This is a genomic window from Bradyrhizobium sp. Gha, from assembly GCF_900113735.1.
Taxonomy (GTDB): domain Bacteria; phylum Pseudomonadota; class Alphaproteobacteria; order Rhizobiales; family Xanthobacteraceae; genus Bradyrhizobium.
Window position 1 is genome coordinate 399378 of sequence record NZ_FOQM01000002.1, and the last position, 22485, is coordinate 421862.

21 protein-coding genes are annotated in these 22485 nt (G+C 65.1%); 15 read left to right on the forward strand and 6 right to left on the reverse strand.

Features of this window, described 5'->3' with window-relative positions; genetic code table 11:
• Window positions 1–3 precede the first annotated feature (3 nt).
• Window positions 4–132: a hypothetical protein gene (locus BM222_RS42790; protein ID WP_283810222.1), complete on the forward strand. Its 129-nt coding sequence runs from the start codon at window positions 4–6 to the stop codon at window positions 130–132.
• 36 nt (window positions 133–168) lie between these two features.
• On the opposite strand, the gene BM222_RS05020 is transcribed toward BM222_RS42790, so the two are convergent.
• Window positions 169–1035, reverse strand: a complete 867-nt coding sequence (locus BM222_RS05020; RefSeq protein ID WP_349509847.1) for a LysR family transcriptional regulator — start codon at window positions 1033–1035, stop codon at window positions 169–171.
• A 170-nt stretch (window positions 1036–1205) separates the two neighbouring features.
• On the opposite strand from BM222_RS05020, the gene BM222_RS05025 reads away from it, so the two are divergent.
• From BM222_RS05025 to BM222_RS05040, 4 genes are all read left to right on the forward strand, one after another.
• A complete protein-coding gene (locus tag BM222_RS05025) occupies window positions 1206–2561 on the forward strand; it encodes an MFS transporter (protein ID WP_092227149.1) in 1356 nt (451 codons plus the stop codon).
• Window positions 2558–3058: a GAF domain-containing protein gene (locus tag BM222_RS05030; protein ID WP_092227150.1), complete on the forward strand. Its 501-nt coding sequence runs from the start codon at window positions 2558–2560 to the stop codon at window positions 3056–3058. Before BM222_RS05025 ends, BM222_RS05030 begins: the two co-directional genes overlap by 4 nt.
• Window positions 3059–3070: 12 nt before the next feature.
• Window positions 3071–4318, forward strand: coding sequence for a metal-dependent hydrolase family protein (locus BM222_RS05035; protein WP_092227151.1), 1248 nt, complete (start codon window positions 3071–3073; stop codon window positions 4316–4318).
• Window positions 4319–4452: 134 nt separating this feature from the next.
• On the forward strand, window positions 4453–6081 hold the full coding sequence (locus tag BM222_RS05040; RefSeq protein ID WP_092227152.1) for an ABC-F family ATP-binding cassette domain-containing protein: 1629 nt from the start codon (window positions 4453–4455) through the stop codon (window positions 6079–6081).
• Between the two features lie 173 nt (window positions 6082–6254).
• Here BM222_RS05040 and BM222_RS05045 read toward each other — a convergent pair whose 3' ends face one another.
• Window positions 6255–7583 carry a dicarboxylate/amino acid:cation symporter gene (locus BM222_RS05045; RefSeq protein ID WP_092227153.1) on the reverse strand — a complete coding sequence of 443 codons (1329 nt, stop codon included), beginning with the start codon at window positions 7581–7583 and terminating at the stop codon, window positions 6255–6257.
• Between the two features lie 123 nt (window positions 7584–7706).
• Here BM222_RS05045 and BM222_RS05050 point away from each other — a divergent pair, with 123 nt between their 5' ends.
• From BM222_RS05050 to BM222_RS05070, 5 genes are all read left to right on the forward strand, one after another.
• Window positions 7707–9026 (forward strand): solute carrier family 23 protein, encoded by a 1320-nt coding sequence (locus BM222_RS05050; RefSeq protein ID WP_092227154.1) that lies wholly within the window; start codon window positions 7707–7709, stop codon window positions 9024–9026.
• Between the two features lie 72 nt (window positions 9027–9098).
• Window positions 9099–9935: an SDR family oxidoreductase gene (locus BM222_RS05055; protein WP_092227155.1), complete on the forward strand. Its 837-nt coding sequence runs from the start codon at window positions 9099–9101 to the stop codon at window positions 9933–9935.
• Between the two features lie 45 nt (window positions 9936–9980).
• Window positions 9981–10802 carry an NAD-dependent protein deacetylase gene (locus BM222_RS05060; protein WP_092227156.1) on the forward strand — a complete coding sequence of 274 codons (822 nt, stop codon included), beginning with the start codon at window positions 9981–9983 and terminating at the stop codon, window positions 10800–10802.
• Window positions 10803–10942: 140 nt separating this feature from the next.
• Window positions 10943–13027 carry a hydantoinase/oxoprolinase family protein gene (locus tag BM222_RS05065; RefSeq protein WP_092227157.1) on the forward strand — a complete coding sequence of 695 codons (2085 nt, stop codon included), beginning with the start codon at window positions 10943–10945 and terminating at the stop codon, window positions 13025–13027.
• Window positions 13028–13029: 2 nt separating this feature from the next.
• Complete coding sequence (locus BM222_RS05070; RefSeq protein WP_092227158.1) at window positions 13030–14688, forward strand: hydantoinase B/oxoprolinase family protein; 1659 nt, start codon at window positions 13030–13032, stop codon at window positions 14686–14688.
• 54 nt (window positions 14689–14742) lie between these two features.
• Here BM222_RS05070 and BM222_RS05075 read toward each other — a convergent pair whose 3' ends face one another.
• Window positions 14743–15384, reverse strand: coding sequence for a glutathione binding-like protein (locus tag BM222_RS05075; protein WP_092227159.1), 642 nt, complete (start codon window positions 15382–15384; stop codon window positions 14743–14745).
• Window positions 15385–15491: 107 nt separating this feature from the next.
• On the opposite strand from BM222_RS05075, the gene BM222_RS05080 reads away from it, so the two are divergent.
• Window positions 15492–16145, forward strand: a complete 654-nt coding sequence (locus tag BM222_RS05080; protein ID WP_092227160.1) for a TetR/AcrR family transcriptional regulator — start codon at window positions 15492–15494, stop codon at window positions 16143–16145.
• Between the two features lie 5 nt (window positions 16146–16150).
• On the opposite strand, the gene BM222_RS05085 is transcribed toward BM222_RS05080, so the two are convergent.
• Window positions 16151–18118 (reverse strand): methyl-accepting chemotaxis protein, encoded by a 1968-nt coding sequence (locus BM222_RS05085; RefSeq protein WP_177243023.1) that lies wholly within the window; start codon window positions 18116–18118, stop codon window positions 16151–16153.
• An 80-nt stretch (window positions 18119–18198) separates the two neighbouring features.
• Entirely contained in the window at window positions 18199–19164 is a 966-nt protein-coding gene (locus tag BM222_RS05090) for a 2-hydroxyacid dehydrogenase (RefSeq protein ID WP_092227161.1), read from the reverse strand.
• 143 nt (window positions 19165–19307) lie between these two features.
• Here BM222_RS05090 and BM222_RS05095 point away from each other — a divergent pair, with 143 nt between their 5' ends.
• From BM222_RS05095 to BM222_RS05110, 4 genes are all read left to right on the forward strand, one after another.
• A complete protein-coding gene (locus BM222_RS05095; protein ID WP_092227162.1) occupies window positions 19308–19676 on the forward strand; it encodes a YciI family protein in 369 nt (122 codons plus the stop codon).
• Window positions 19673–20968, forward strand: coding sequence for an RNA polymerase sigma factor (locus BM222_RS05100; RefSeq protein ID WP_092227163.1), 1296 nt, complete (start codon window positions 19673–19675; stop codon window positions 20966–20968). The genes BM222_RS05095 and BM222_RS05100 overlap by 4 nt, the downstream gene beginning before the upstream one ends.
• Before the next feature lie 78 nt (window positions 20969–21046).
• Entirely contained in the window at window positions 21047–21583 is a 537-nt protein-coding gene (locus tag BM222_RS05105) for an SRPBCC family protein (protein ID WP_092227164.1), read from the forward strand.
• A 62-nt stretch (window positions 21584–21645) separates the two neighbouring features.
• A complete protein-coding gene (locus BM222_RS05110) occupies window positions 21646–22065 on the forward strand; it encodes a VOC family protein (protein WP_092227165.1) in 420 nt (139 codons plus the stop codon).
• Between the two features lie 66 nt (window positions 22066–22131).
• Here the strand turns inward: BM222_RS05110 and BM222_RS41900 are convergent, their stop codons facing one another.
• A complete protein-coding gene (locus BM222_RS41900) occupies window positions 22132–22287 on the reverse strand; it encodes a hypothetical protein (protein WP_244547011.1) in 156 nt (51 codons plus the stop codon).
• Between the last annotated feature and the right edge of the window lie 198 nt (window positions 22288–22485).

Sequence of the window (22485 nt, forward strand, 5' to 3'; positions counted from 1 at the left end):
GGTATGAGATCGGCTTTCTCTCTGCAAGCGCTGCATGGCTTTCAGCTCGGCCCCGGCGCCGGCGCGGTGATGGCGGAGCTGATCGTCAATGGCGGCACCCAGACTCCAGTCACGGATCTCGGCATCGACTGATTCCATGCCTCGGCTCCGCGCTGAAGCGCTGATCGCTCACTCCGACTTCGCGAACATGCCGACCAGGGTCTCGCGCAGCCAGCGCTGCGCGGGGACAGTGTCGTTGCGCTGATGCCAGAACAGGCTGACGATGCGCGGCGGCGCCTGGAGCGGAAGCGGCATCGCGTGCAGGAACGGCGCATGGCGGGACTCCGAGCGGAGATCGCTCGGCAGCACGGCGATGAGATCGGATTGCCGGACGATCTCGTAGGCCGCGCCGTAATGGTTGACGGTCGCCACCAGATTGCGCGACAGCCCGCGTGAGGCAAGGAAGAGATCGTAGGACGGCTGCGTCTTTCCTGCGAGGCTCACATCGATGTGACGGGCGTTGAGAAAGGCGCGCGAGCTGAGCCGCTTGGCTGCGGCCAGCGGATGGCCGCGCCGCATGAAGCAGGCATAGTCGACGGTCCACAGCGAGCGCGAGCGGATAGCAGCCGGCTGCTGCGACTCATTGACATAGACGCTCAAGACGCAGTCGACCCTGTTGTCCTCGAGCTGGTCGGCGATCTCCACGACCGTGTTGGGGACGGTGTGCACGCGCGCCTTCGGTGCGACCTGGCCGAGATGGTTCAGCAGGTCCGGCATGACCAGCGAAGCCACATAGTCGGACATCGAGAGCGTAAACTGGGTCTGGGCGCTGCCCGGATCGAACACCTGCTCGTCCAGCGCCCCGCGCACGCGCTCCAGCGCTTCGCCGATCGGCTCCCACAACACCACGGCGCGTTGCGTCGGACGGATCCCGGTGCCCGACCGTACGAACAGGGGATCACCGAGCGCATCACGCAGGCGCGCGAGTGCATTGCTGACGGCAGGCTGCGTCATCGCCAACACGCTCGCGGCGCGCGTGACGCTGCCCTCGGTCATCAGCGCCTCGAAGACTTTCAGGAGGTTGAGGTCGAGCGCGCGGAACGACACACATTCACCGTGGTGATATCTTAGATCAAGATTATAAATTATGACGATAATGTCACTTTGTCTATGGTTCCTTCCCGAACGACGCGCGGTGTGCCGGGCCGCAATCGAGGGGGACTTTCATGTCAATGATATCGGCGCGCATCGAGCGCCTTCCGTTCGCACGCTTCCACACCCACCTGCTCCTGATGGGCGGGCTCGGCTACATGTTCGACGCGATGGACGCGGCGGTGCTGGCGTTCATCCTGCCCGTGCTGCGCACGGCCTGGAATCTCTCCAGCGTCGAGATCGGCGTGCTCGGCAGCAGCACCTATATCGGCTTCCTCTTTGGCGCCCTGCTTGCCGGCACGCTCGGTGATCTGATCGGGCGCCGTGCGGTGATGATGTCGGCCTTGGCGCTCTACTGCGTGGCATCCATCGTCAGTGCGACGGTCGATAGCTGGTCGAGCTTTTTCGTTGCGCGGATTGTCGCCGGCATGGGCACCGGCGCGGAGAGTGCGATCATCGCGCCGTATCTGGCGGAGTTCGTGGCGCGGCGCTACCGCGGCAGCTTCACCGGCGCGCTGGCCGGCTTCTTCTCCTTTGGCTTCGTTGCCGCAGCCTTGCTGGGCTATTTCATCGTGCCCGCCTACGACAATGGCTGGCGCATCGTGCTGGTGATTACGGCGCTGCCCGTCGTCATGCTGCTGTGGTGGCGGCGGGCCCTGCCGGAATCGCCGCGCTGGCTGGAAGCCCGCGGCCGGGAGAACGAAGCCGCAGCGGTGCTCGACAGGATTGAGGCGGGATTTGCGCGCGAAGGTCGTGTGCTGCCGCCGCCGGTCGTCGAAGCCGCGGCGCCGTCCACCGGTGGAACGCTGCTCGCCAATTTCACGGCACTTCTCGCCGCCCGCCAGGCGCGCATCACCATCATGACCTGGATCATGTGGCTTGCGATCACCTTCAGCTATTATTCCTTCTTCGTCTGGATCCCCGGCCTGCTGGTCCAGAACGGCATGAGCATCACCAAGAGCTTTGGCTATTCGATCGCGATCTATTGCGCACAGATTCCCGGTTATTTCAGCGCCGCGTATTTCAACGAGCGCATCGGCCGGCAGGCGACGATCGCGACCTACATGGTGCTTGGCGGCGTCAGTGCGCTCGGCCTCGCGTTCGCGCAGACCGACCAGCACATCATATTGGCGGGAATTTTCCTGTCCCTCTTCATGAACGGCACTTATGCGGGGGTTTATGCCTACACCGCCGAAGTATTCCCGACGCCGATCAGGACCACCGGCGCAGGGCTAGCCTCCGCAATCGGCCGCATCGGCGCGATCGTCTCGCCGATCCTGGTCGGTTACCTCTATCCCAATTTCGGCTTCGCCGGCGTGTTCGGGGTCACCACGACCGTCCTGCTGCTGGGAGCGGCCACCGTCGTGCTGATGGGCGTGCCGACGCGTGGCCGTTCGCTGGAAGAGATCGCGGCGGGCGAGGTTGCATGACCCGGATCAGACCGAAGCCCGATCCCTGGCTCAGTGCCGTTGCGGCGGCACAGGGCGGGGCGGATCAGCCGGGCACGCTGTTTGCGGCGCTGGACGAAGCGCTGAACTCGGCGATCGGGCACAAGCTGTTCACGATCCTGACCTACGACGAGGTCAGCGGCGAAGCCGCGCGGATCTATTCCAACCTTCCCGGACCTTATCCCACCGGCGGCCGCAAGCGCCTGGCGCCGGGGCCGTGGACCGAAGCCGTGCTCGACCGCGGCGAGGCCTATATCGGCCGCACGCAAGATGATTTGCGCGACGTCTTCTCCGACCACGAGCTGATCGCCTCGCTCGGCTGCGCCAGCGTGCTCAACATGCCCGTGCGCTGGCGCGGTCATACGCTCGGCTCGCTCAATCTGCTGCATGAAGCCGGCTGGTATGACGAGGACGACGTCGCCGCGTGTCTGCCCTTTGCCCAGCTCACTTTGCCGGCGCTGCTTGCGCCGCCGCCCTGACAGGACATCATCATGGCCAGCATTCTCTTCAAGAACGCCGCTCTGCTCGACCCGCTCCAGCCGGAGTTGCTGACGGGCCATGACGTGCTGGTCGAGGGTACCATGATCAAGGAGGTGTCGGACCGGCCGATCAAGGTCACCGCCGATCGAACCATCGATCTGACGGGCAAGACGCTGATGCCCGGCCTGATCGATCTCCACGTGCACACCATCGCGATCGAGCTCAACCTGGCGCAGCAGGTTCACATGCCCAACGTGCTGGTGACGCTGCGCTCGACACTGCTGTTGCGCGGCATGCTTCGGCGAGGCTTTACGACCGTCCGCGATGCCGGTGGCGCCGGCCATGCGATGAAGCAGGCGATCGAGACCGGCCTGGCCGATGGTCCGCGTCTGTTCGTGTCCGGTCGTGCGCTCAGCCAGACCGGCGGGCACGGCGACATGCGGGCGCGTTCGGATTATCTCGCCAGCGACGCGGCCTGCCCTTGCTGCGTGCGCGTCGGTGCGCTGGCGCGCGTTGCCGACGGCGTTGACGGCGTGCGCAGGGCGGTGCGCGAGGAACTCCAGATGGGCGCCGACCAGATCAAGATCATGGCATCTGGCGGCGTCGCCTCTCCGACCGATCCGGTCGGAGCCTTCGGCTACTCCGAGGACGAGATCCGCGCCATCGTCGAGGAGGCGCGGGGCCGCCAGACCTACGTGCTCGCCCATGCCTATACCGCCGAGGCGATCGCGCGCGCGGTGCGCTGCGGCGTCCGCACCATCGAGCACGGCAATCTCGTCGACGATCAGGCCGCGCGCCTGATGGCCGAGAAGGGCGCCTATGTGGTGCCGACGCTGGTTACCTATGAGGCGCTCGCCAGCGAAGGCGCGCAGTATGGCCTGCCGCCGGAGAGCGTCGCCAAAATCGCCGACGTGCGCGATGCCGGCCTGCGCTCGCTCGAAATCTATCGCAAGGCCGGCGTGAAGATCGGCTATGGCAGCGACCTGCTCGGGCCGTCGCAGCGCCTGCAGAGTGACGAATTCCGCATCCGCGCCGAAATTCAAGGCGCGCGCGAGGTCATCGCCAGCGCGACATTGATTGGTGCCGAGGTGCTCGGCATGGAAGGAAAACTCGGCCGGATCGCCCCCGAGGCGCTCGCGGATCTGCTGGTGGTCGACGGCAACCCGTTGCATGACGTGACATGTCTGCTCGGCCAGGGCGAGCACATTCCGCTCGTGATGAAGGCAGGCAAGGTTCAGTTCGACAGGCTGGCCGCTTAACAGTCAGCTGAGCCACGTGCAGCTTGATCTCCAGCGACAGCAGGACTAATTAGCAACTCTCTCATCAAGGATATCAGCAGCCATGGATTTGACCCCGACCGCAACGCCCATCCGCATTGCTCACGGGGAATTCCATGCCTGCTTCCATCATCCTGTCGCGCCTGTCGCTATCCACGCCTGACGGCCGTTCGCTTCTCTGCAACATCGATCTGACCTTCGGCGCGGAGCGCGCCGGTCTCGTCGGCCGCAATGGTGTCGGCAAGACAACCCTGCTCGCTGCGATCACGGGCGAGCTCGTCCCGCAGTCGGGTCGCGCCATCGTCAACGGAACCGTCGGGCTCCTGCGCCAGGACGCCCAATTGCGCGCCGGTGTGACGGTCGCCGACCTCTTCGGCGTGCGCGACGCGCTGGACCTGCTGCGCCGGGCGGAGCGCGGTGATGCTTCGGCGGAGGATGTCGCTGAAGCCGACTGGACTCTCGAGATGCGGCTCGCGTCCGCTCTTGCCCGCGTTGGCTTCGATCTCGCGCCGGACACGGCATTGGATCGTTTGTCGGGCGGGCAGGTCACGCGCGTGCGAGTTGCCGCACTGCTCTTTACGGAGCCCGACTTCCTGCTGCTGGATGAGCCGACCAACAATCTCGACTGGAACGGGCGCCAGGCCGTGATCGAACTCCTCGCCGCCTGGCGTGGCGGCGCGATCGTCGTCAGCCATGACCGCGCGCTGCTCGAGACCATGGACGCCATCGTCGAGCTGACCTCGCCCGGCGCCACGCGCTATGGCGGCAACTGGAGCAGCTACCGCGCGCAGAAGGCGCTCGAGCTCGCAGCCGTCAGGCACGACCTCGCCCATGCCGAAAGACATCTCTCCGAGATCGATGGGAAGGCGCAGCAAGCAGCCGAACGAAAAGCGCGCAAGGACAGCGGCGGAAGGGCGAAGCGTGCCAAAGGCGACATGCCGCGGATCCTCGCCGGCGCGCGCAGGGATCGCAGCGAGGACAGCGGCGGCAAGTGCGCGCAGATTGCCGAGCGGCGGCGCGCGGAGGCCGTCGATGCGGTCGAAACTGCGCGCCGGCGCGTGGAGATTCTTCAGGCGCTGTCCGTCAAGCTGCCGTCGACGCAGCTCCCCGCGGGCAGGGAAGTGGTCTGGCTCGATCGCGTCAGTGCGGGCTATCAGCCGGAGCGGCCGATCCTGCGCGATCTATCGCTTGCGATCGTCGGGCCGGAGCGTGTCGCGATTGCCGGGCCCAATGGCTCCGGCAAGACGACGCTGCTGAAGCTGATTGCGGGTGAGCTACACCCTGTCTCGGGCACTGTGCGGGTCAGGCCGGACTTCGCGCTGTTCGACCAGAAGGTCAGCCTGCTCGATCCCGCGATCTCGATCCTCGACAATTTCGCGCGGCTCAATCCGAAGGCGGGCGTCAACGAATGCCATGCCGCTTTGGCGCGCTTCATGTTTCGCGCGGATGCCGCCATGCAGGAAGTCGGCTGCCTGAGTGGCGGGCAGCTGTTTCGGGCGGGCCTCGCCTGCGTGCTGGGCGGATCGACGCCGCCGTCGCTGCTGATCCTGGACGAGCCGACCAACCATCTGGATCTGGAGTCCATCGCTGCAGTCGAAGCGGGCTTGAGCGCCTACGATGGAGCGTTACTCGTCGTCAGCCATGACGAGGCGTTCCTGGAAGCGATCGAAGTCACGCGTCGTTTCGATTTCGGCGATGCTGCGCGCCAATGGCGGGATCATCTGATCCCGCCCGGCAGATCCTGATGACATTCTTCAAAAACCCGACGCTCTGCCCCAGCCGCGTCGGGTGGAATGGATGAGTATCAGTCCGTGATCCCAACGCCGTCGTTGTGACGCCGGTCGTACCAATCTTCTACTCCGGGAAACGCCGCAGGAAACCGCGGGCTGCGCCCGCTCTCGATCTTCGCGTATCGTCTCTACGCGCTTCCGCCAGGCTCCAGCGCCTCGCCCATCTCCAGCGGATGCGCCATGGTCTGGTGCAGCGCCTCGCGGTCGAGTTCGCCTTCGGAGATGCTGATGACGACGCAGGCGACGCCGTTGCCGATCAGATTGGTGAGCGCGCGGCACTCGCTCATGAACTTGTCGATGCCGACCAGGATCGCGATCGACTGGATCGGGATGTCGGGCACGATGGAGAGCGTTGCGGCAAGCGTGATGAAGCCGGCGCCGGTCACGCCGGAGGCGCCCTTCGAGGTGATCATGGCGATCCCGAGAATGCCGAGCTCCTGCCAGAGCGTCAGATGGGTGTTGGTCGCCTGCGCCAGGAACAGCGTCGCCAGCGTCATGTAGATGTTGGTGCCGTCGAGGTTGAAGCTGTAGCCGGTCGGGATCACGAGGCCGACCACCGAGCGCGAGGCGCCGAGATGCTCCATCTTCTGGATCATCTGCGGCAGCACCGTCTCCGAGGACGAGGTGCCGAGCACGATGAGGAGCTCGTCCTTGATGTAGGCGATGAAGCGCAGGATCGAGAAGCCCGCAACCCTGGCGATCGCGCCCAGCACGATCAGCACGAACAGGATGCTGGTGAGATAGAAGGTGCCGATCAGGGCGGCGAGGTTGAGCAGCGAGCCGAGGCCATAGGCGCCGACGGTGAACGCCATCGCACCGAAGGCGCCGATCGGCGCCACGCGCACGATGATGCGGATGATGCCGAAGAACATCTTTGCGGCCTTGTCGACCGCCTCCGCGATCGGCTCTCCGGCCTTGCCGAGAAATGCGATGGCGAATCCCGACAAGATCGAGACCAGCAGCACCTGGAGCAGGTCGCCGCGCGCGATGGCACCAAAATAGCTGTCGGGGATGATGCCCATGAGGTGGGCCACGATGCCGTCTTCCTTCGCCTTGGTGACGTAGGTCGCCACCGACTTCGGGTCGATCGTGGTGGGGTCGATGTTGAAGCCATGCCCGGGCTGGAGCACCTCGCCGACCAAAAGGCCGACAGCGAGCGCCACGGTCGACACCGTCTCGAAATAGACCAGCGACTTCAGCCCGACCCGGCCGACACGCTTGAGATCGCCCATGGAGGAGATGCCGTGCACCACGGTGCAGAAGATCACAGGCGCGATCATCATCTTGATCAGGGCGATGAAGCCGTCGCCGAGCGGCTTCAGGGCCTTGCCGAGATCGGGATAGAAATAGCCGATCAGCACCCCGAGTGCGATCGCGATCAGCACCTGGACATAGAGGATCTTGTACCAGGGCTGGTGCCGGCGCTGGACGGCTGGCTGGAACGCGACTTGTGCCATATCATGAGCCCGGGAACGCGTTGGTCTCGCATGATTCACATCATGTGATGATGCCGGTATAAGCAACAATCACATTTTTGTCGGATCGCACGAAGATCAATCGCTGCACCGCAAAGGGGGAAGATGTCGAAGGCAACGGGCTCGGACGGGCAGGCGCAGGGCTATTTTCCGCGTTGGAAGCTGAAGACCTCCGGCGTGGTCATGCCGGAGGAACGGTTGCCGTGGGGCCAGACGATCGTCTCCGGCCTTCAGCATTGCGTTGCAATGTCGGGCTCGACGATCATCGCGCCGTTGCTGATGGGGTTCGATCCCAACGTCGCGGTGCTGTTCTCGGGCGTCGGCACGCTGATCTTTTTCGTCATCGTGGCGGGACGCGTGCCGAGCTATCTGGGCTCGAGTTTCGCGTTTATCGCCGTCGTCCTCGCCGCCACCGGCTATGCCGGGCATGGGCCGAACCCCAACCTGTCGGTTGCGCTCGGCGGCATCGTCGGCGCCGGCGTGCTGTACGGCGTGATCGCGCTGATCGTGATGTGGTCGGGTGTCGGCTGGGTCGAGCGGCTGATGCCGCCGGCTGTGACAGGTGCCGTGGTCGCGGCGATCGGCCTCAACCTCGCGCCCGTGGCGGTCAAGGCGGTGAGCGCGAACGCCTTCGACACCTGGATCGGACTTGCGACCGTACTCATCATCGGCGTGGTCGCCGTCGCCGCCCCCGGCCTGTGGCGCCGCCTGCCCATCATCCTCGGCGCGATCGGCGGGCATCTGTTGTACCTGCTGTTCGCCAACGGCCTCGGCTTCGGCAAGCCGATCGACTTCACGCAGCTCTCGGCCGCGCCGTGGTTCGGCCTGCCGAACTTCACCACGCCGACCTTCCACGCCGATGCGATCTTCCTGATCGCGCCGGTTGCGGTCATTCTCGTCGCCGAGAACCTCGGTCACATCAAGGCCGTCGGCGCCATGACGGGGCGGAGCCTCGATGCCTATCTCGGCCGCGCTCTGTTCGCCGACAGCCTCGCCACGATCGTGGCCGCCTGCGGCGGTGGGACCGGCGTCACCACCTATGCCGAGAACATCGGCGTCATGGCGGCGACGAAGGTCTATTCGACGCTGCTGTTTGCGTTCGCGGCCACGGTCTCGATCCTGCTCGGCTTCTCACCGAAATTCGGTGCGCTCATCCTGTCGATCCCCGGCCCCGTCATCGGCGGCCTCTCGATCGTGCTGTTCGGCTTGATCGCCGCGATGGCGGGCCGGATCTGGGTCGAGAACAAGGTCGACTTCGCCAATCCTGCCAATCTGATCACCGTTGCCGTGGCGCTGACGGCCGGCGCTGGTGATCTCACGATCAAATTCGGTGCATTTACCATGGGCGGGATCGGCACCGCGACTTTCGGTGCCATTATCGTGTATCAGATCCTGACCTCGCCACTGGCGCGACGCGCGGAATGAATCCCAGCGATGCACCAGGAGATGGAACAAAATCCCCGTTCCATCGATGATGAGGCATCCCGGAGAGAAGCCATGCCGCAAACCGATCGTTCGACCCCATTTCCCTCGCGCCTCGTCGGCCGATACGCGCTGGTGACCGGCGCCTCCCAGGGCATAGGCCGCGCCGTCGCCGTCAGGCTCGCCCAGGAGGGCGCGACCGTCGCCATCAACTATGTCGATCATCCCCAAAGGGCCGAAGAGTCGCTCGCGTTGGTGCGAACGGGATCGAGCGACCGGGGGCACGGCAAGCTCGATCATCTCATTGTCAAGGCCGACGTCAGCAGCGAGCAGGAGGTCGCTGCGATGTTCGAGACGGTGCTCGCGCGCTGGAAGCGCCTGGACTGTCTCGTCAACAACGCCGGATTCCAGCTGGAATCGCCGAGCGAGGCCCTCGATATCGATGCCTATCGCCGCATCATCGACGTCAATCTCAACGGCGCCGTGCTCTGTGCGCAAAAGGCGCTGGCGCATTTCGTTGCGCGTGGCGGGCCTGGCTCCATCATCAACTGCTCCAGTGTCCACCAGATCATCCCCAAGCCCGGTTATCTCGCGTACTCGATCAGCAAGGGCGGCATGGCCAATCTGACCCGCACCCTGGCGCTGGAATTTGCCGGACGTGGCATCCGCGTCAATGCCGTCGGCCCCGGCGCGATCGACACGCCGATCAACGCGGCCTGGACCGGTGATCCGAAAGCGCGTGGCGTCGTCACCAGCCACATTCCGCTCGGTCGTGTTGGCACGCCGGAAGAGATCGCCGCCGTGTTCGCCTTCCTCGCCTCCGACGATGCCGCCTACATCACCGGACAGACCATCTATGCCTGCGGAGGGCTGACGCTCTTTCCGGAATTTCGCGAGAATTGGGCGAGCTAGAGGGTTGATCTGGCAAAATGCCGCAGCGGAGATTACATCTGCGCCATGACAAACGCTCCGCTGGCAGACCCTCGGCTGCAGGATTTCGTCGGCCGGCACGAAAAGCTGTTCGTTCTGACCGGCGCCGGCTGCAGCACCAATTCGGGCATTCCCGACTACCGCGACGGCAACGGCAACTGGAAGCGCACCCAACCGGTCAATTTCCAGGCCTTCATGTCCGAAGAGCGGACGCGCCAGCGCTATTGGGCGCGCAGCCTGATCGGCTGGCGGCGGTTCGGACAGGCCAGGCCGAACGATGCGCATCATGCGCTCGCCCGGCTCGAGGCGGGCGGTCGCTGCGCGATGCTGCTGACCCAGAACGTCGACCGCCTGCATCAATCCGCCGGTCACCGGCAAGTGATCGATCTGCACGGACGGCTCGACCTCGTCCGTTGCATGGGTTGCGGCCGCAAGACCTCGCGCGATGAATTCCAGGATGGGCTTCGGCGTCTCAATGCGGAATGGTTGCAGCTCGACGCCGCCGACGCACCGGATGGCGATGCCGACCTGGAGCGCACGGATTTTTCCTCGTTCGAGGTGCCGGCTTGCAAAGCCTGTGGCGGCATCCTCAAACCCGATGTCGTGTTCTTCGGCGAGAATGTCCCGCGCGACGTCGTTGCCACCGCGCAGGACCATCTGGCGCAGGCCGACGCCATGCTGATCGTCGGCTCGTCGCTGATGGTCTATTCCGGCTTCCGCTTCGTGCAGGCTGCGGCCGTCAGGCAAATCCCCATTGCCGCGGTCAATCTCGGCCGCACCCGCGCCGACGATCTCCTGACGCTGAAGGTCGAGGAGCGTTGCGAGGCAGCACTGGCTTTCCTGCTCTGAAGGTGCCGTGCGGTGTGGACTCTACCGTCGCATAGGTGCCACGCAAAGGGCGCCTGAGGCTTCACCATTTGCGTGGTCGCTGGTATGGAAATTGCGGTGGTTTCGACCGCGGTTTGACGATCAGCACGGAGTGTTCAGGAATGCTTGAAGGAGCCGAGGTGCGGCTTGCCGTGGATATTGGCGGCACGTTCACCGACATCGTGCTTGATGTGGGTGAGGTGCGCAAGACGCGCAAGGTGCTGACCACGCCGCAGCGGCCCGAGCAGGCGGTGCTGGATGGCATGCGCCTCATTCTCACCGACGCGCACGCACATGTCAGCGATATCGATGTATTCATTCACGGCACGACGCTTGCGACCAACGCCATCATCGAACGGCGCGGCGCCAAGACCGCGCTGATTGCGACCGAGGGTTTTCGTGATGTGCTCGATATCGGCACCGAGAGCCGCTACGACCAGTATGATCTCTCGATCGACAAGCCGAAGCCGCTGGCGCCGCGATCGCAGCGCTTCACCGTGCCCGAACGCATCGACGCTCACGGCGCGGTTCGCCTCCCGCTGGACGAAGTCGCGGTGCGCGCGCTTGCGCCGAAATTGCGTGAGCTGAAGATCGAGAGCGTCGCAATCGCCTTCCTGCATTCCTATGCCAATCCCGAGCACGAGCGGCGCGCCGCTGCGATCCTCGGTGACGAGATGCCCGGCATCTCCATCACCTTGTCCTCTGCCGTGTGCCCTGAGATACGCGAATATGAGCGCACCTCGACGGCGGTCGCCAATGCCTATGTGCAGCCGCTGATCGACGGCTATCTCGCCCGCATGGCGGACGCGTTGCAGATCGAGCAGTTCCGCGGCGCCATCTATCTCGTCACCTCCGGCGGCGGCGTCACCTCGATCGAGACGGCGCGGCGCTTTCCGGTGCGCCTGGTCGAGTCCGGTCCCGCTGGCGGCGCGATCTTTGCGGCGCAGATCGCAGCGCGACTCGGGGAGAGCAAGGTGCTGTCCTTCGACATGGGCGGCACCACCGCGAAGATCTGCCTGATCGAGCAATTCCAGCCCGAGACCTCGCGCGTGTTCGAGGTCGATCGCGCCGCGCGCTTCCTGAAAGGCTCCGGCCTGCCGGTGCGCATTCCCGTGATCGAGATGGTCGAGATCGGCGCCGGCGGCGGCTCGATCGCCCACGTCGATGCGATGAAGCGTGTGACCGTCGGCCCCGAGAGCGCTTCCTCCGAACCGGGCCCGGCCTGCTACGGCCGGGGTGGCCAGCGACCTGCCGTGACCGATGCCGACGTCGCGCTCGGCATGATCGATCCCGATGCCTTCGCCGGCGGTACGATCAAGCTCGACCCGGAGTTATCGAAGAAAACGCTGCTGAGTAACGTCGGTGAGCCGCTGGGCCTGTCGGCGGAGACTGCGGCCTATGCCGTCCACGAAGTCGTCTGCGAGAACATGGCAAGCGCCGCGCGTGTGCACGCGGTCGAACGCGGCAAGATCGTCGGCCAGCACACGCTGATCGCCTTTGGCGGGGCCGCACCTTTGCATGCGGCCCGCGTCGCCGAGAAGATCGGCGTTTCCCGGGTGATCGTGCCGTCGAACGCTGGAGTCGGGTCGGCGGTGGGCTTCCTCGCGGCGCCCATCGCCTATGAACTCGTGCGCAGCCGTCATGTCCGGCTCGCTGATTTCGACACGGGCGCGGTCTCGGACCTCTTGCAGGAGATGGTGGCCGAAGCGCGCGCGCTGGTCGAGCCGGGTGCCGCCGGCGCGCCGGTGCGCGAACGCCGCGCCGCCTTCATGCGCTATGTCGGCCAGGGCCACGAGATCACCGTCGAGCTGCCGAACCGGCCGCTGATATCGGCTGATCTTCCGGGCCTCCGCGAGAGGTTCGAGGCGGATTACGCGGCGATGTTCGAACGCCCGATCCCGGGTGCCGCGATCGAGGTGCTGAGCTGGTCGGTGCTCGCGACGACGGAGGCGCGTCATCCCTCTGTTGTCGCCGCCGTGACACGCAAGCCTGCGGCAAAAGCCTCGGGCAGTCGCAAATTCTTCGACGGCAGGGCAGGCGAGGTCATCGAGATCCCGCTCTATCGCCGCGAGGACATGGCGCCCGGTGCGACCATCGCAGGTCCTGCGGTGATCGCAGAGGACGAGACCTCCACCTTCGTCTCCACCAGTTTTGATGCCCATATCGACGGTGCCGGCAGCATCGTCATGGAACGGAAGGCAGCCTGATCATGAGCAAGGCAAATGGCGCAAGCCTGATCGACCTTCAGATCATGTGGCACCGGCTGATCGCGGTGGTCGAGGAGCAGGCGCAGGTGCTGCTCCGCACCGCCTTCAGCCCGATCGTGCGCGAATGCGGCGACCTTTCGGCCGGCGTGTTCGACCTCAAGGGGCGGATGCTGGCGCAGGCCGTCACTGGTACGCCCGGTCACGTCAACTCGATGGCGGAATCGGTCAAGCACTTCATCAACCACTTCCCGCTCCAGACGATGAAGGAAGGCGACGCCTACATCACCAACGATCCCTGGATGGGCACCGGCCATCTCAACGACTTCGTCGTCACCACGCCCTGCTTCAAGGATGGCAAGGTGGTCGCGCTGTTCTCCTGCACCAGCCATCTCATGGACATCGGCGGTATCGGCTTCGGACCTGATGCGACCGACGTGTTCATGGAGGGGCTCTACATCCCCATGCTGAAACTGATCGACCAGGGCGTCGTCAACGAGACGCTGATGGCGATGATCCGCACCAACACGCGGCTGCCTATCGACACCGAGGGTGACACCTATTCGCTCGCCGGCTGCAACGACGTCGGATGCGAGCGCCTGGTCGAGATGATGACCGAGTTCGGCATCGATACGCTCGACGAACTCGGCGACTACATCTGCGACCGCTCGCGCGAGGCCGTTCTCGCCGAGATCGCAAAACTGCCGAAGGGAACTTGGCGCAACAGCATGGTGGTCGACGGATACGACGCGCCGGTGACGCTCGCGGCGACGCTCACGATCTCCGACGAAGGCATCCACGTCGATTTCGACGGCACCTCGGCTGCGTCCAAATTCGGCATCAACGTGCCGCTGTCCTACACCACGGCCTATACCGTGTTCGGCCTCGGCTGCGTCGTCGCCTCGCAGATTCCCAACAATGCCGGCTCGCTCTCGCCCTTGACGGTGTCGGCGCCTGCGGGCGCGATCCTCAATGCGCCGAAGCCGGCGCCGGTCGCCTCGCGCCACATCATCGGCCAGATGCTGCCCGACGTGGTGTTCGGCTGTCTGCGGCAGATCATTCCCGAGCGTGTGCCGGCGGAAGGCACCTCGTGTTTGTGGAATCTCAACGTGCGCGGACAGACCCGTTCCGGCGTGGGCGGCAATTACGGGTTCTCGATGGCGGTGACGTCCAATGGCGGCACCGGCGCGCGCTTTGCGAAGGACGGGCTTTCGGCGACCGCCTATCCCAGCGGCGTGCGCGGCACGCCGGTCGAGATCGCGGAGACGCAGACCCCGCTGATCTTCTGGCGCAAGGAGCTGCGTCCGGATTCCGGCGGCGCGGGGCGCACCCGCGGCGGTCTCGGCCAGATCATCGAGGTCGGTACCGGCATCGATGCGCCCTTCGACATTCTTGCCGCGTTCGACCGCATCGATCATCCGCCGCGCGGGCGCGATGGCGGCCAGAACGGCGAGGCCGGCTATGTCGGCCTCAAGTCCGGACAGAAGATGCGCGGCAAGGGCTTTCAGACCATTCCGCCTGACGACCGGCTGGTGGTGATGACCCCGGGCGGCGCCGGCATCGGCGCACCGGGTGAGCGCGATCGCATGGCGGTCAAGGATGATGTCGAGAGCGGGCTTGTCTCCGCCGGCAACGCGGCCGCGGTCTATGGCTATACGCGCTGACGAAAAAAATCGTCCCGGCCTTGCCAACCGGGACGATGTCTTGTCGAGCGTGGCTTACGCCGCCTTCTTCCGCGCCTGCTCGGCCTTGTACAGCTCGAACTCTTCGGCGACCGCCTTCGCAACCGACGTGCGCTGACGCAGGCGCTCGTAATAGGCCTTCACATCAGGCCACTTCGAAAGCTCGATCGGTGGTGTCGCCATGGTCCAGTTGATGACCGTGACGAGATAGGCATCGGCCACGCTGAAATGGTCGAGCAGGAACTCGCGTCCCCTGAGGTAATTATCGAGATAGTCGAGCCGCGACAGGTTCTTCTCCAGCGCGTAGGCTTTGACCTCCTGCGGCGCCTTGCGGTCGAGAACGGGAATGAAGAGGCCCTTGTGCAGCTCGGTGCCGATGAAGCAGAGCCATTGATGCAGACGGGTCCGGTCGATCCCTTCAGCCGCGCCGAGTCCGGATTTCGGGAAACGGTCGGCGACATATTGCAGGATCGCCGCGTTCTCGGTCAGCACCACGCCCTCGTCGGTGCGCAGCGTCGGCACCAGGCCGATCGGGTTGACGGCGCGGAAGTCGGAGCCGTCCTTCAGCACCGTCTTGGTCGGGGAATCGACCTCGAGATAGTTCGCGTCGGCGCCGGCTTCATACAGCGCCACGCGCGTCGCCATGGAGCAGGCGAGCGGCGAGAAATAAAGATCCATCGTGGGCCTCCTTGGGCAATCCTCTTGATCAGTGTCGCTCAACCTGGCCAGATTGATTTTTGTACTGTCTTGCATAATATGGAGCGGGTCAAGGATTAATATGCGATATGGTACAAAAACCGAAGCCGCCAGCTGCTGCCAGTGAACCCGAGCGCCCCAGGCGCCGGGGTCGTCCGCGGGCCTATGAGCCCGACATCGCGCTCGGCAAGGCGCTCGATCTGTTCCGCAGGCAGGGCTTTGCCGCGACCTCGCTCGACGATCTCAGCGAAGCCACCGGAATGAACCGGCCGAGCCTTTACGGCGCCTTCGGCGACAAGCGCGAGCTCTACATCAAGAGCTATCAGCGCTACCGTGAGGACGCGCGCGGATCGATGGTCGAGATCTTTCGCCAGGAAATGCCGGTGCGCCAGCGGCTGGAGCGCATCTATGCTGCGGCGCTGAACATCTATCTCTCGGGCGAGACTGGCCCGCGCGGCTGCTTCACGGTGGTGACGGCGGCGTCGGAAGCGGTCGGCGATCCCGAGATTCGCGCCATGGTGCTGGAGGGACTCACCGACCTCGACAAGGCTTTCGCCAATTGCTTCCGCCGCGCCAAGGAGAAGGGCGAGCTGCCCGCGAGCGCCGATCCGGCCGCGCTGGCGCAACTCGCCTCGGCCACCATCCACACCATCGCCATCCGCTCCCGGGCACGCGTGCCGCGCAAGGAGCTGGAGGCGATCGTGAAAGGCGCGATCGATGTGATGCTGGGGGCCAAATCCTAGTCTGACTACGCCGCGCGAATCTGCGCCAGGAAGCGATCGACCTCGTCGCGCAGGCGCTGCGACTGCTTCGACAGCTCGATCGCCGAAACCAGCACCTCTTCTGCGGCCGTGCCGGTCGCTGCAATACCTTCGGTGACGCCTGCGATGTTCTGCGAGACCTCGCCGGTGCGCGCGGCGGCCTGCTGGACGTTCTGCGCGATCTCCTGCGTAGCCGTGCCCTGCTGGCCGACCGCCGCGGCGATCGCGGCGGAAATTTCGTCGACTTCGCGGATCGTCACGCAGATCGACTGGATGCCTTCAACAGCGCCCGACGTCTCGCCTTGAACCGCCGTGACCTGTGCGCCGATTTCTTCCGTCGCCTTCGCGGTCTGGGTCGCGAGCGCCTTGACCTCGGAGGCGACCACCGCAAAGCCGCGCCCGGCCTCGCCCGCACGGGCCGCCTCGATCGTCGCATTCAGCGCCAGCAGATTGGTCTGTCCGGCAATGCCGTTGATGAAGGAGACCACGTCGCCGATTTTCTGCGCGGCGTCGGCGAGACTCTGCACCCGTTCGTTGGACTGGCGTCCGTCGCTCGCGGCCTTGCCAACCACCTCGGTCGCATGCGCAAGGCGGCGGCTGATTTCGATCATCGAGGAGGACAATTCTTCCGCCGCGGCGGCCACCGTCTGCACGTTCTCCGAGGCGAGCGCGGAAGCCGATGACACCGCACGGGTCTGATGGCGCGACTGGTCGACGATATCGGACATCGAGCGTGCGGTGTGCTCCATCTCGACCGCGGCCGAGGACACCGTGGTGACGACATCGCGGATGGAGGCCTCGAAATTGTCGGCGAGCGCGGCGAAAGCGCGCCGCTTTTCCGCTTCCGAGTGGGCCTTGGCCTCGAGCTGATCGGCCTGAAGCTTGCTGAAATTCACCGCATTGTCCCGGAACACCGCGACCGCCTTCACCATCGCGCCGACCTCGTCATCGGCGCGGCTCGCCGGAATGGCGACGTCGAGACGGCCGTCCGCGAGCTCACGCATCACGTTGGTGATGGCCAGGATCGGACGCGAGATTCCGCGGGCGATGAGATAGCCGACGATCGCCGCGAGGATCAATCCGAAGGCGGCGATCCCGATCGACAGCCACCAGGCGCGATCGGCGGAGGCCACGTAATCGGTGTTGTCCATCACCAGCTCGACGGCGCCGAGCGGCTTTCCGGAGAAGTCCTTGATCGGTCCGAGCAGCGCGGCAACCGGCGCGCCGTCGAGCTTTGCCTGGCGCATGGTGAAGTCGCCACCGGCGGCGCGGCTGTAATCGGCCGCTTCGAAGAAGCTTTTGCCCTTCAGTGTGCCGCCGAACAGCTTGAAGCCCACGCCGTCGGCGAGGTGGAAGGCAATGTCGACATGGCGGTTGAGCTTGAAATCGTCGAGGAAGGACTGACCGAATGTCAGGCCGAACTCCACGGAGCCGAGATGCCTGGCGCCTTGCGCGATCGGCACCACGCCGCGGATACCGAGCCCGGCGACGCCGCCTTCCAGGCCGACCACGACCTTGTGCTCCTGATTGGCGTCGACGACGGTCTTGCGGAAGCTCGAGAGGTCGTCGCCGAACTTGGCCGGCTGGTGCACGCGCAGGAAGGAGGTTGCCGGCGGCGTATGGAACTGGAACTGCTCGACGCCGTAGCTGGATTTGGTCGCGGTAAAGACCGGACCGAACAGGGCGATCAGAGCGTCGCGGTCCTGTTTGGCCATTGCCTCCTGTGTCGCCGGCATTGCGGCCACGACCGTGCTCATCGCCGCGGCGCGGTGGGACTCCTCGGCGATTCGTGACAGCAGCGCATCATAATGGCTGCGCAGTTCCCGCTGATCGGCGCGGTCGATGATCCCTGCGATGATCCACATCGCGCCGAGCACGGCAATCAGCGCAGTCGCTGCCGCCGTCGCGGCCAGCGCCACCGTGATCCGCATCCTGAGGCCGAGGCTCGTCCGCATGTCCGACTCGTTCGTTGAGCGTTGATTAACAACGCCTATCAACTTCTCGCTAAGAGACGGTGAACGGACAAGCGCAGGCCTTAATACCCCCTGCCGCGATCCACCACATTCTCCAGTGCTCCACCCGCCTCGAACCTTGCGATCTGCTCGGCGACATAGGCCGAGATTGCGTCCGCATCGGTGTCGGCGGCGTTGTGCGGCGTCAGCACCACCTTGGGGTGGGTCCAGAACCGGCTGTTCGCCGGCTGCGGTTCCTGCACGAAGACGTCCAGCGAGGCGGCGCCCAGCGTGCCGTCGTCGAGGCAGGCCAGGATGTCGGCCTCGTTCTGCAAGCCGCCGCGGCCGGCATTGATTAGGACGGGCGCGCCGAGCGGGCTCTTGCGGTTGAGCTTGGTGAAGACCTCTCGGTTGAGAATGCCTTGCGTATCCGGCGTCAACGGCAGCAGCGACACCAGGATGTCGGTCGTGTGCAGGAAGGCATCGATTCCGGCGCTGCCATGGAAGCACTCGACACCCGGGATGGTCCGCGGGCTGCGGCTCCAGCCGGCAACGCGGAAGCCGAGCCGCCGCAGCACATCGGCGGCATCAGCACCCAACGTACCCAGGCCCATTACGCCCACCGTAACGGCGCTCGCCGGCCATTGGTACAGCGGCTCCCACCGCTTCGCGCGCTGGGAGTCGCGCAAATACAACTCCTGACGGTGGTGCATCAGCACATGCAGCACGACATATTCGGTCATGCGGTTGGTGAGATCAGGCACCGCGACGCGCACCAGCGGCACGTCGGGCAGACTGTTGTCCGTCATCAGCGCGTCGACGCCGGCCCCCAGATTGAAGATCGCGCGCAGGTTCGGGAACGTCTTGAGATCACCGGGTGCCGGCTTCCACACGGCGGCATAGTGCACGTCGGCCGGATCGAGCGAGGCATCGGGCAGCAGTGCCACGGGGCGACCGCCGCAGACCGCATCGAACCGCGCCTTCCAGCGCTCTGGCGACCAGTTCTGCTGCATGCTGTTGATCAGGACGGCCAGTGTACCTGCGGTCATTCGAAGTGCCTCATAAGGTTCCGCTATTGGTGCCCCTCCTTGGCACGATCCGACGGAATTTTCTCGCAGATTTTTTCCGCAGCCCTGTCGGGACGGGGCATAGTGGATCGTCTTCAAAACAAGCGTTCAGGAAGGTGCTGCCCATGCTTTATGCGATCCTTTGCTATCATGACGAGGACTTCGTCGGCTCCTGGAGCAAGGACCAGGACGAGGCCGTGATGAAGAAGCTCGCCGTGGTGCAGGACAAGCTTACCCGGCAGGGGCGCCTCGGCCCGGTGGCACGGTTGCTGCCGACCACTGCGGCGGCGACGCTGCGCAAGGAAGACCCGCCGCTGGTGCTCGACGGCCCCTATGCCGAGACCAAGGAGCAGCTGCTCGGCTTCTACATCGTCGACTGCAAGAATTTGGACGATGCGCTCGACGTGGCGCGCGACCTCGGCGCCGCCAATCCCGGCGGCGCCTATGAGGTGCGCCCGGTCGGCGTGTTCAGGCCCGGAGGAATCTCGGCGTGAGCGACACTGACACCGCCTGGATCGAGACCGCCCTGACCTCGGCGCGTCCCCAGGCGGTCGGCGCGCTGCTGCGCTATTTCCGTGATCTCGACACGGCTGAGGAAGCGTTCCAGAACGCGTGCCTGCGCGCGCTGAAAACCTGGCCGCAGAACGGGCCGCCGCGCGATCCCGCGGCCTGGCTGATCATGGTCGGCCGCAACGTCGCGATCGATGAGGTGCGCCGCAGTCGCAAGCAGCAGCCGTTGCCGGAGGACGATCAGGCGATTTCGGATATCGACGACGCCGAAGGCGCGCTTGCCGAGCGGCTCGACGGCTCGCACTACCGCGACGACATCTTGCGGTTGATGTTCATCTGCTGCCATCCGCAATTGCCGGCGACCCAGCAGATCGCGCTGGCGCTGCGCATCGTCTCGGGTCTGACGGTGAAGCAGATCGCGCGCGCCTTCCTGGTTTCGGAGGCCGCGATGGAGCAGCGCATCACCCGCGCCAAGGCCAAGGTCGCCCAAGCCGGGACGCCGTTCGAGGCGCCCGGCGCGATCGAACGCTCGGAGCGGCTCGCCGGCGTCGCCGCGATGATCTACCTGATCTTCAACGAGGGCTATTCGGCGAGCGGCGATACCGCCGAGATCAGGAAGCCGCTCTGCGAGGAGGCGATCCGGCTGGCGCGGTTGTTGTTGCGCTTGTTCCAGAGCGAGCCGGAGATCATGGGGCTGACGGCGCTGATCCTGCTGCAGCACGCCCGCAGCGCCGCGCGCATTGCCGCCGATGGTTCGCTGATCCTGCTGGACGACCAGGACCGCTCGCTGTGGAATCGCACCATGATCGCGGAGGGGTTGGCGTTGATCGACAAGGCGATGCGCCATCGTCGCAGCGGTCCCTACCAGATCCAGGCCGCGATCGCTGCGCTTCACGCGCGGGCGGCGACGCCTGATGAGACCGACTGGACCCAGATCGATCTCCTCTACGGCGCGCTCGAGGTGGTGCAGCCGTCGCCGGTGGTGACGCTCAACCGCGCAGTCGCGGTCGCCAAGGTGCGCGGACCACAGGCCGCGCTCGACCTGATCGAGCCGCTGGCGCCGAAGCTCGCCAATTATTTCCATTTTTTCGGCGTGCGCGGCGCCTTCCTGATGCAGCTTGGCCGCAACGACGAAGCGCGCGTCGCGTTCGACCGGGCCATCGCGCTTGCCAACACTTCGGCCGAAGCCGCCCATATCCGCATGCACATCGATCGCCTGATCCGGGACAGCCAGCCGAAGGTTGGCAGTGCCCGGCAGGGTACGAAAGCGAAGTGACAGCCGAAAATTTCGTTCGGTCACATGTCGGCGCGCGCCAATCCCCTTCGTCTTATTCCCGTATCAAGGGAGCCATTCATGCTGAGAGCCATTACCATCATCGCTGTCGTGATCGCGGTCGGGATCGCGGGCGTCCTCGCCGTCGCGTTGACGAAACCCGACACGTTCCGTGTCGAGCGCTCGCTCGCGCTGAAGGCGCCGGCCGGCGCGATCTATCCGCTTGTCTCCGATTTCCACTTCTGGACGGGCTGGTCGCCCTATGAGAATCGCGATCCCGCGATGAAGCGCAGCTACGGCGGAGCGGCAGCCGGGAAGGGCGCGACCTATGCATGGGACGGCAACAACGATGTCGGCGCCGGCCATATGGAGATCATCGAGGCGAACCCGTCGTCGAAACTGCGCATCAAGCTCGACTTCGAACGGCCCTTTGAAGGCCATAACACCGCAGAGTTCACTTTTGTGCCGCAAGGCGATGGCACGCTGGTCACATGGGCGATGTCCGGTCCGGCTCCCTTCATATCCAAGGTGATGCAGGTGTTCTTCGACATGGACAGCATGATCGGCAAGGATTTTGAGATTGGCCTCGCCGGCCTGAAGAAGCTCACCGAGAAGTAGCGCCGGCGGGCGCCGGAAGAACTGCCGGGAAACGGTTAGCGAAGAGAAGAAGGAGAGAGACGATGCTCAGTGCTTATCTGTTCTATCAGGACACCTGCGAAGCAGCGTTCAACTATTACGCCAAGGTCCTCGGCGGCACGATCGACGCCATGATGCGCCTCTCGGATACGCCGCCATCGGATATGCCCCCAGGGCCCCCCGGCCGCGAGAAGACCATCATGCATGCGCGGATGACGTTGCCAGGCGGCGCCGTGCTGATGGCCTCCGACACGCCGCCTGAGCACTATCATAAGCCGCAGGGCTTTTCGATCTCGCTCACGGTCATGGACCCCGCGGAGGGCCAACGCAAGTTCAACGCGCTCGCCGACGGCGGCACCGTCACCATGCCCTTCAGCAAGACGTTCTGGGCCAAGGGCTTTGGCATGTGCGTCGACAAGTTCGGCATTCCCTGGATGGTGAACTGTCCGGCCGAGGGTATGTGACAGGCGCGATCGCCTGATCCACCAGGATGTTCCCCTCTCTCCGAGATCGCGAGAGAGGGGGCCTCGTCAGCGGATCGATCCGGTCACGTCCTCGCGCGGCGGCTGCGCCACGCAGCTGGGACAGATCACGAGCTTCGAACCAAGCTGCTTGTCCTTCTCGGCTTCGATCTCGTCGTGGACGGCCCACCATGCGTCGGAATAGGGACGCAATGTGGAAAGCACTCTTTGCCGATCCAGATTGGGATCGCTGTCCGGCGGAGCATGATTGGCAAGCCGACGCTTCGTGACAACGGGTCGATTGGGATCCTGGCCGAGCCCGTCCCAAGCGATCGGACGGCGCTCCGCTGCCGGCGCGGCAGTACATCCTGCGAGCGCTGCGCAAAAACCGAGCAAGACGATAATGTGCCGAGCCATGCCGGA

Bases quoted from the DNA above. Each gene is read 5' to 3' on its own strand.
- BM222_RS05085 (WP_177243023.1), bottom strand. From the start codon at position 18,118: ATGCGGACGAGCCTCGGCCTCAGGATGCGGATCACGGTGGCGCTGGCC.
- BM222_RS05080 (WP_092227160.1), top strand. From the start codon at position 15,492: ATGGTACAAAAACCGAAGCCGCCAGCTGCTGCCAGTGAACCCGAGCGC.
- BM222_RS05095 (WP_092227162.1), top strand. From the start codon at position 19,308: ATGCTTTATGCGATCCTTTGCTATCATGACGAGGACTTCGTCGGCTCC.
- BM222_RS05040 (WP_092227152.1), top strand. From the start codon at position 4,453: ATGCCTGCTTCCATCATCCTGTCGCGCCTGTCGCTATCCACGCCTGAC.
- BM222_RS05090 (WP_092227161.1), bottom strand. From the start codon at position 19,164: ATGACCGCAGGTACACTGGCCGTCCTGATCAACAGCATGCAGCAGAAC.
- BM222_RS05110 (WP_092227165.1), top strand. From the start codon at position 21,646: ATGCTCAGTGCTTATCTGTTCTATCAGGACACCTGCGAAGCAGCGTTC.
- BM222_RS05020 (WP_349509847.1), bottom strand. From the start codon at position 1,035: ATGACCGAGGGCAGCGTCACGCGCGCCGCGAGCGTGTTGGCGATGACG.
- BM222_RS05025 (WP_092227149.1), top strand. From the start codon at position 1,206: ATGTCAATGATATCGGCGCGCATCGAGCGCCTTCCGTTCGCACGCTTC.
- BM222_RS05055 (WP_092227155.1), top strand. From the start codon at position 9,099: ATGCCGCAAACCGATCGTTCGACCCCATTTCCCTCGCGCCTCGTCGGC.
- BM222_RS05060 (WP_092227156.1), top strand. From the start codon at position 9,981: ATGACAAACGCTCCGCTGGCAGACCCTCGGCTGCAGGATTTCGTCGGC.
- BM222_RS05065 (WP_092227157.1), top strand. From the start codon at position 10,943: ATGCTTGAAGGAGCCGAGGTGCGGCTTGCCGTGGATATTGGCGGCACG.
- BM222_RS05070 (WP_092227158.1), top strand. From the start codon at position 13,030: ATGAGCAAGGCAAATGGCGCAAGCCTGATCGACCTTCAGATCATGTGG.
- BM222_RS05050 (WP_092227154.1), top strand. From the start codon at position 7,707: ATGTCGAAGGCAACGGGCTCGGACGGGCAGGCGCAGGGCTATTTTCCG.
- BM222_RS05045 (WP_092227153.1), bottom strand. From the start codon at position 7,583: ATGGCACAAGTCGCGTTCCAGCCAGCCGTCCAGCGCCGGCACCAGCCC.
- BM222_RS05030 (WP_092227150.1), top strand. From the start codon at position 2,558: ATGACCCGGATCAGACCGAAGCCCGATCCCTGGCTCAGTGCCGTTGCG.
- BM222_RS05105 (WP_092227164.1), top strand. From the start codon at position 21,047: ATGCTGAGAGCCATTACCATCATCGCTGTCGTGATCGCGGTCGGGATC.
- BM222_RS42790 (WP_283810222.1), top strand. From the start codon at position 4: ATGAGATCGGCTTTCTCTCTGCAAGCGCTGCATGGCTTTCAGCTCGGC.
- BM222_RS05075 (WP_092227159.1), bottom strand. From the start codon at position 15,384: ATGGATCTTTATTTCTCGCCGCTCGCCTGCTCCATGGCGACGCGCGTG.
- BM222_RS05035 (WP_092227151.1), top strand. From the start codon at position 3,071: ATGGCCAGCATTCTCTTCAAGAACGCCGCTCTGCTCGACCCGCTCCAG.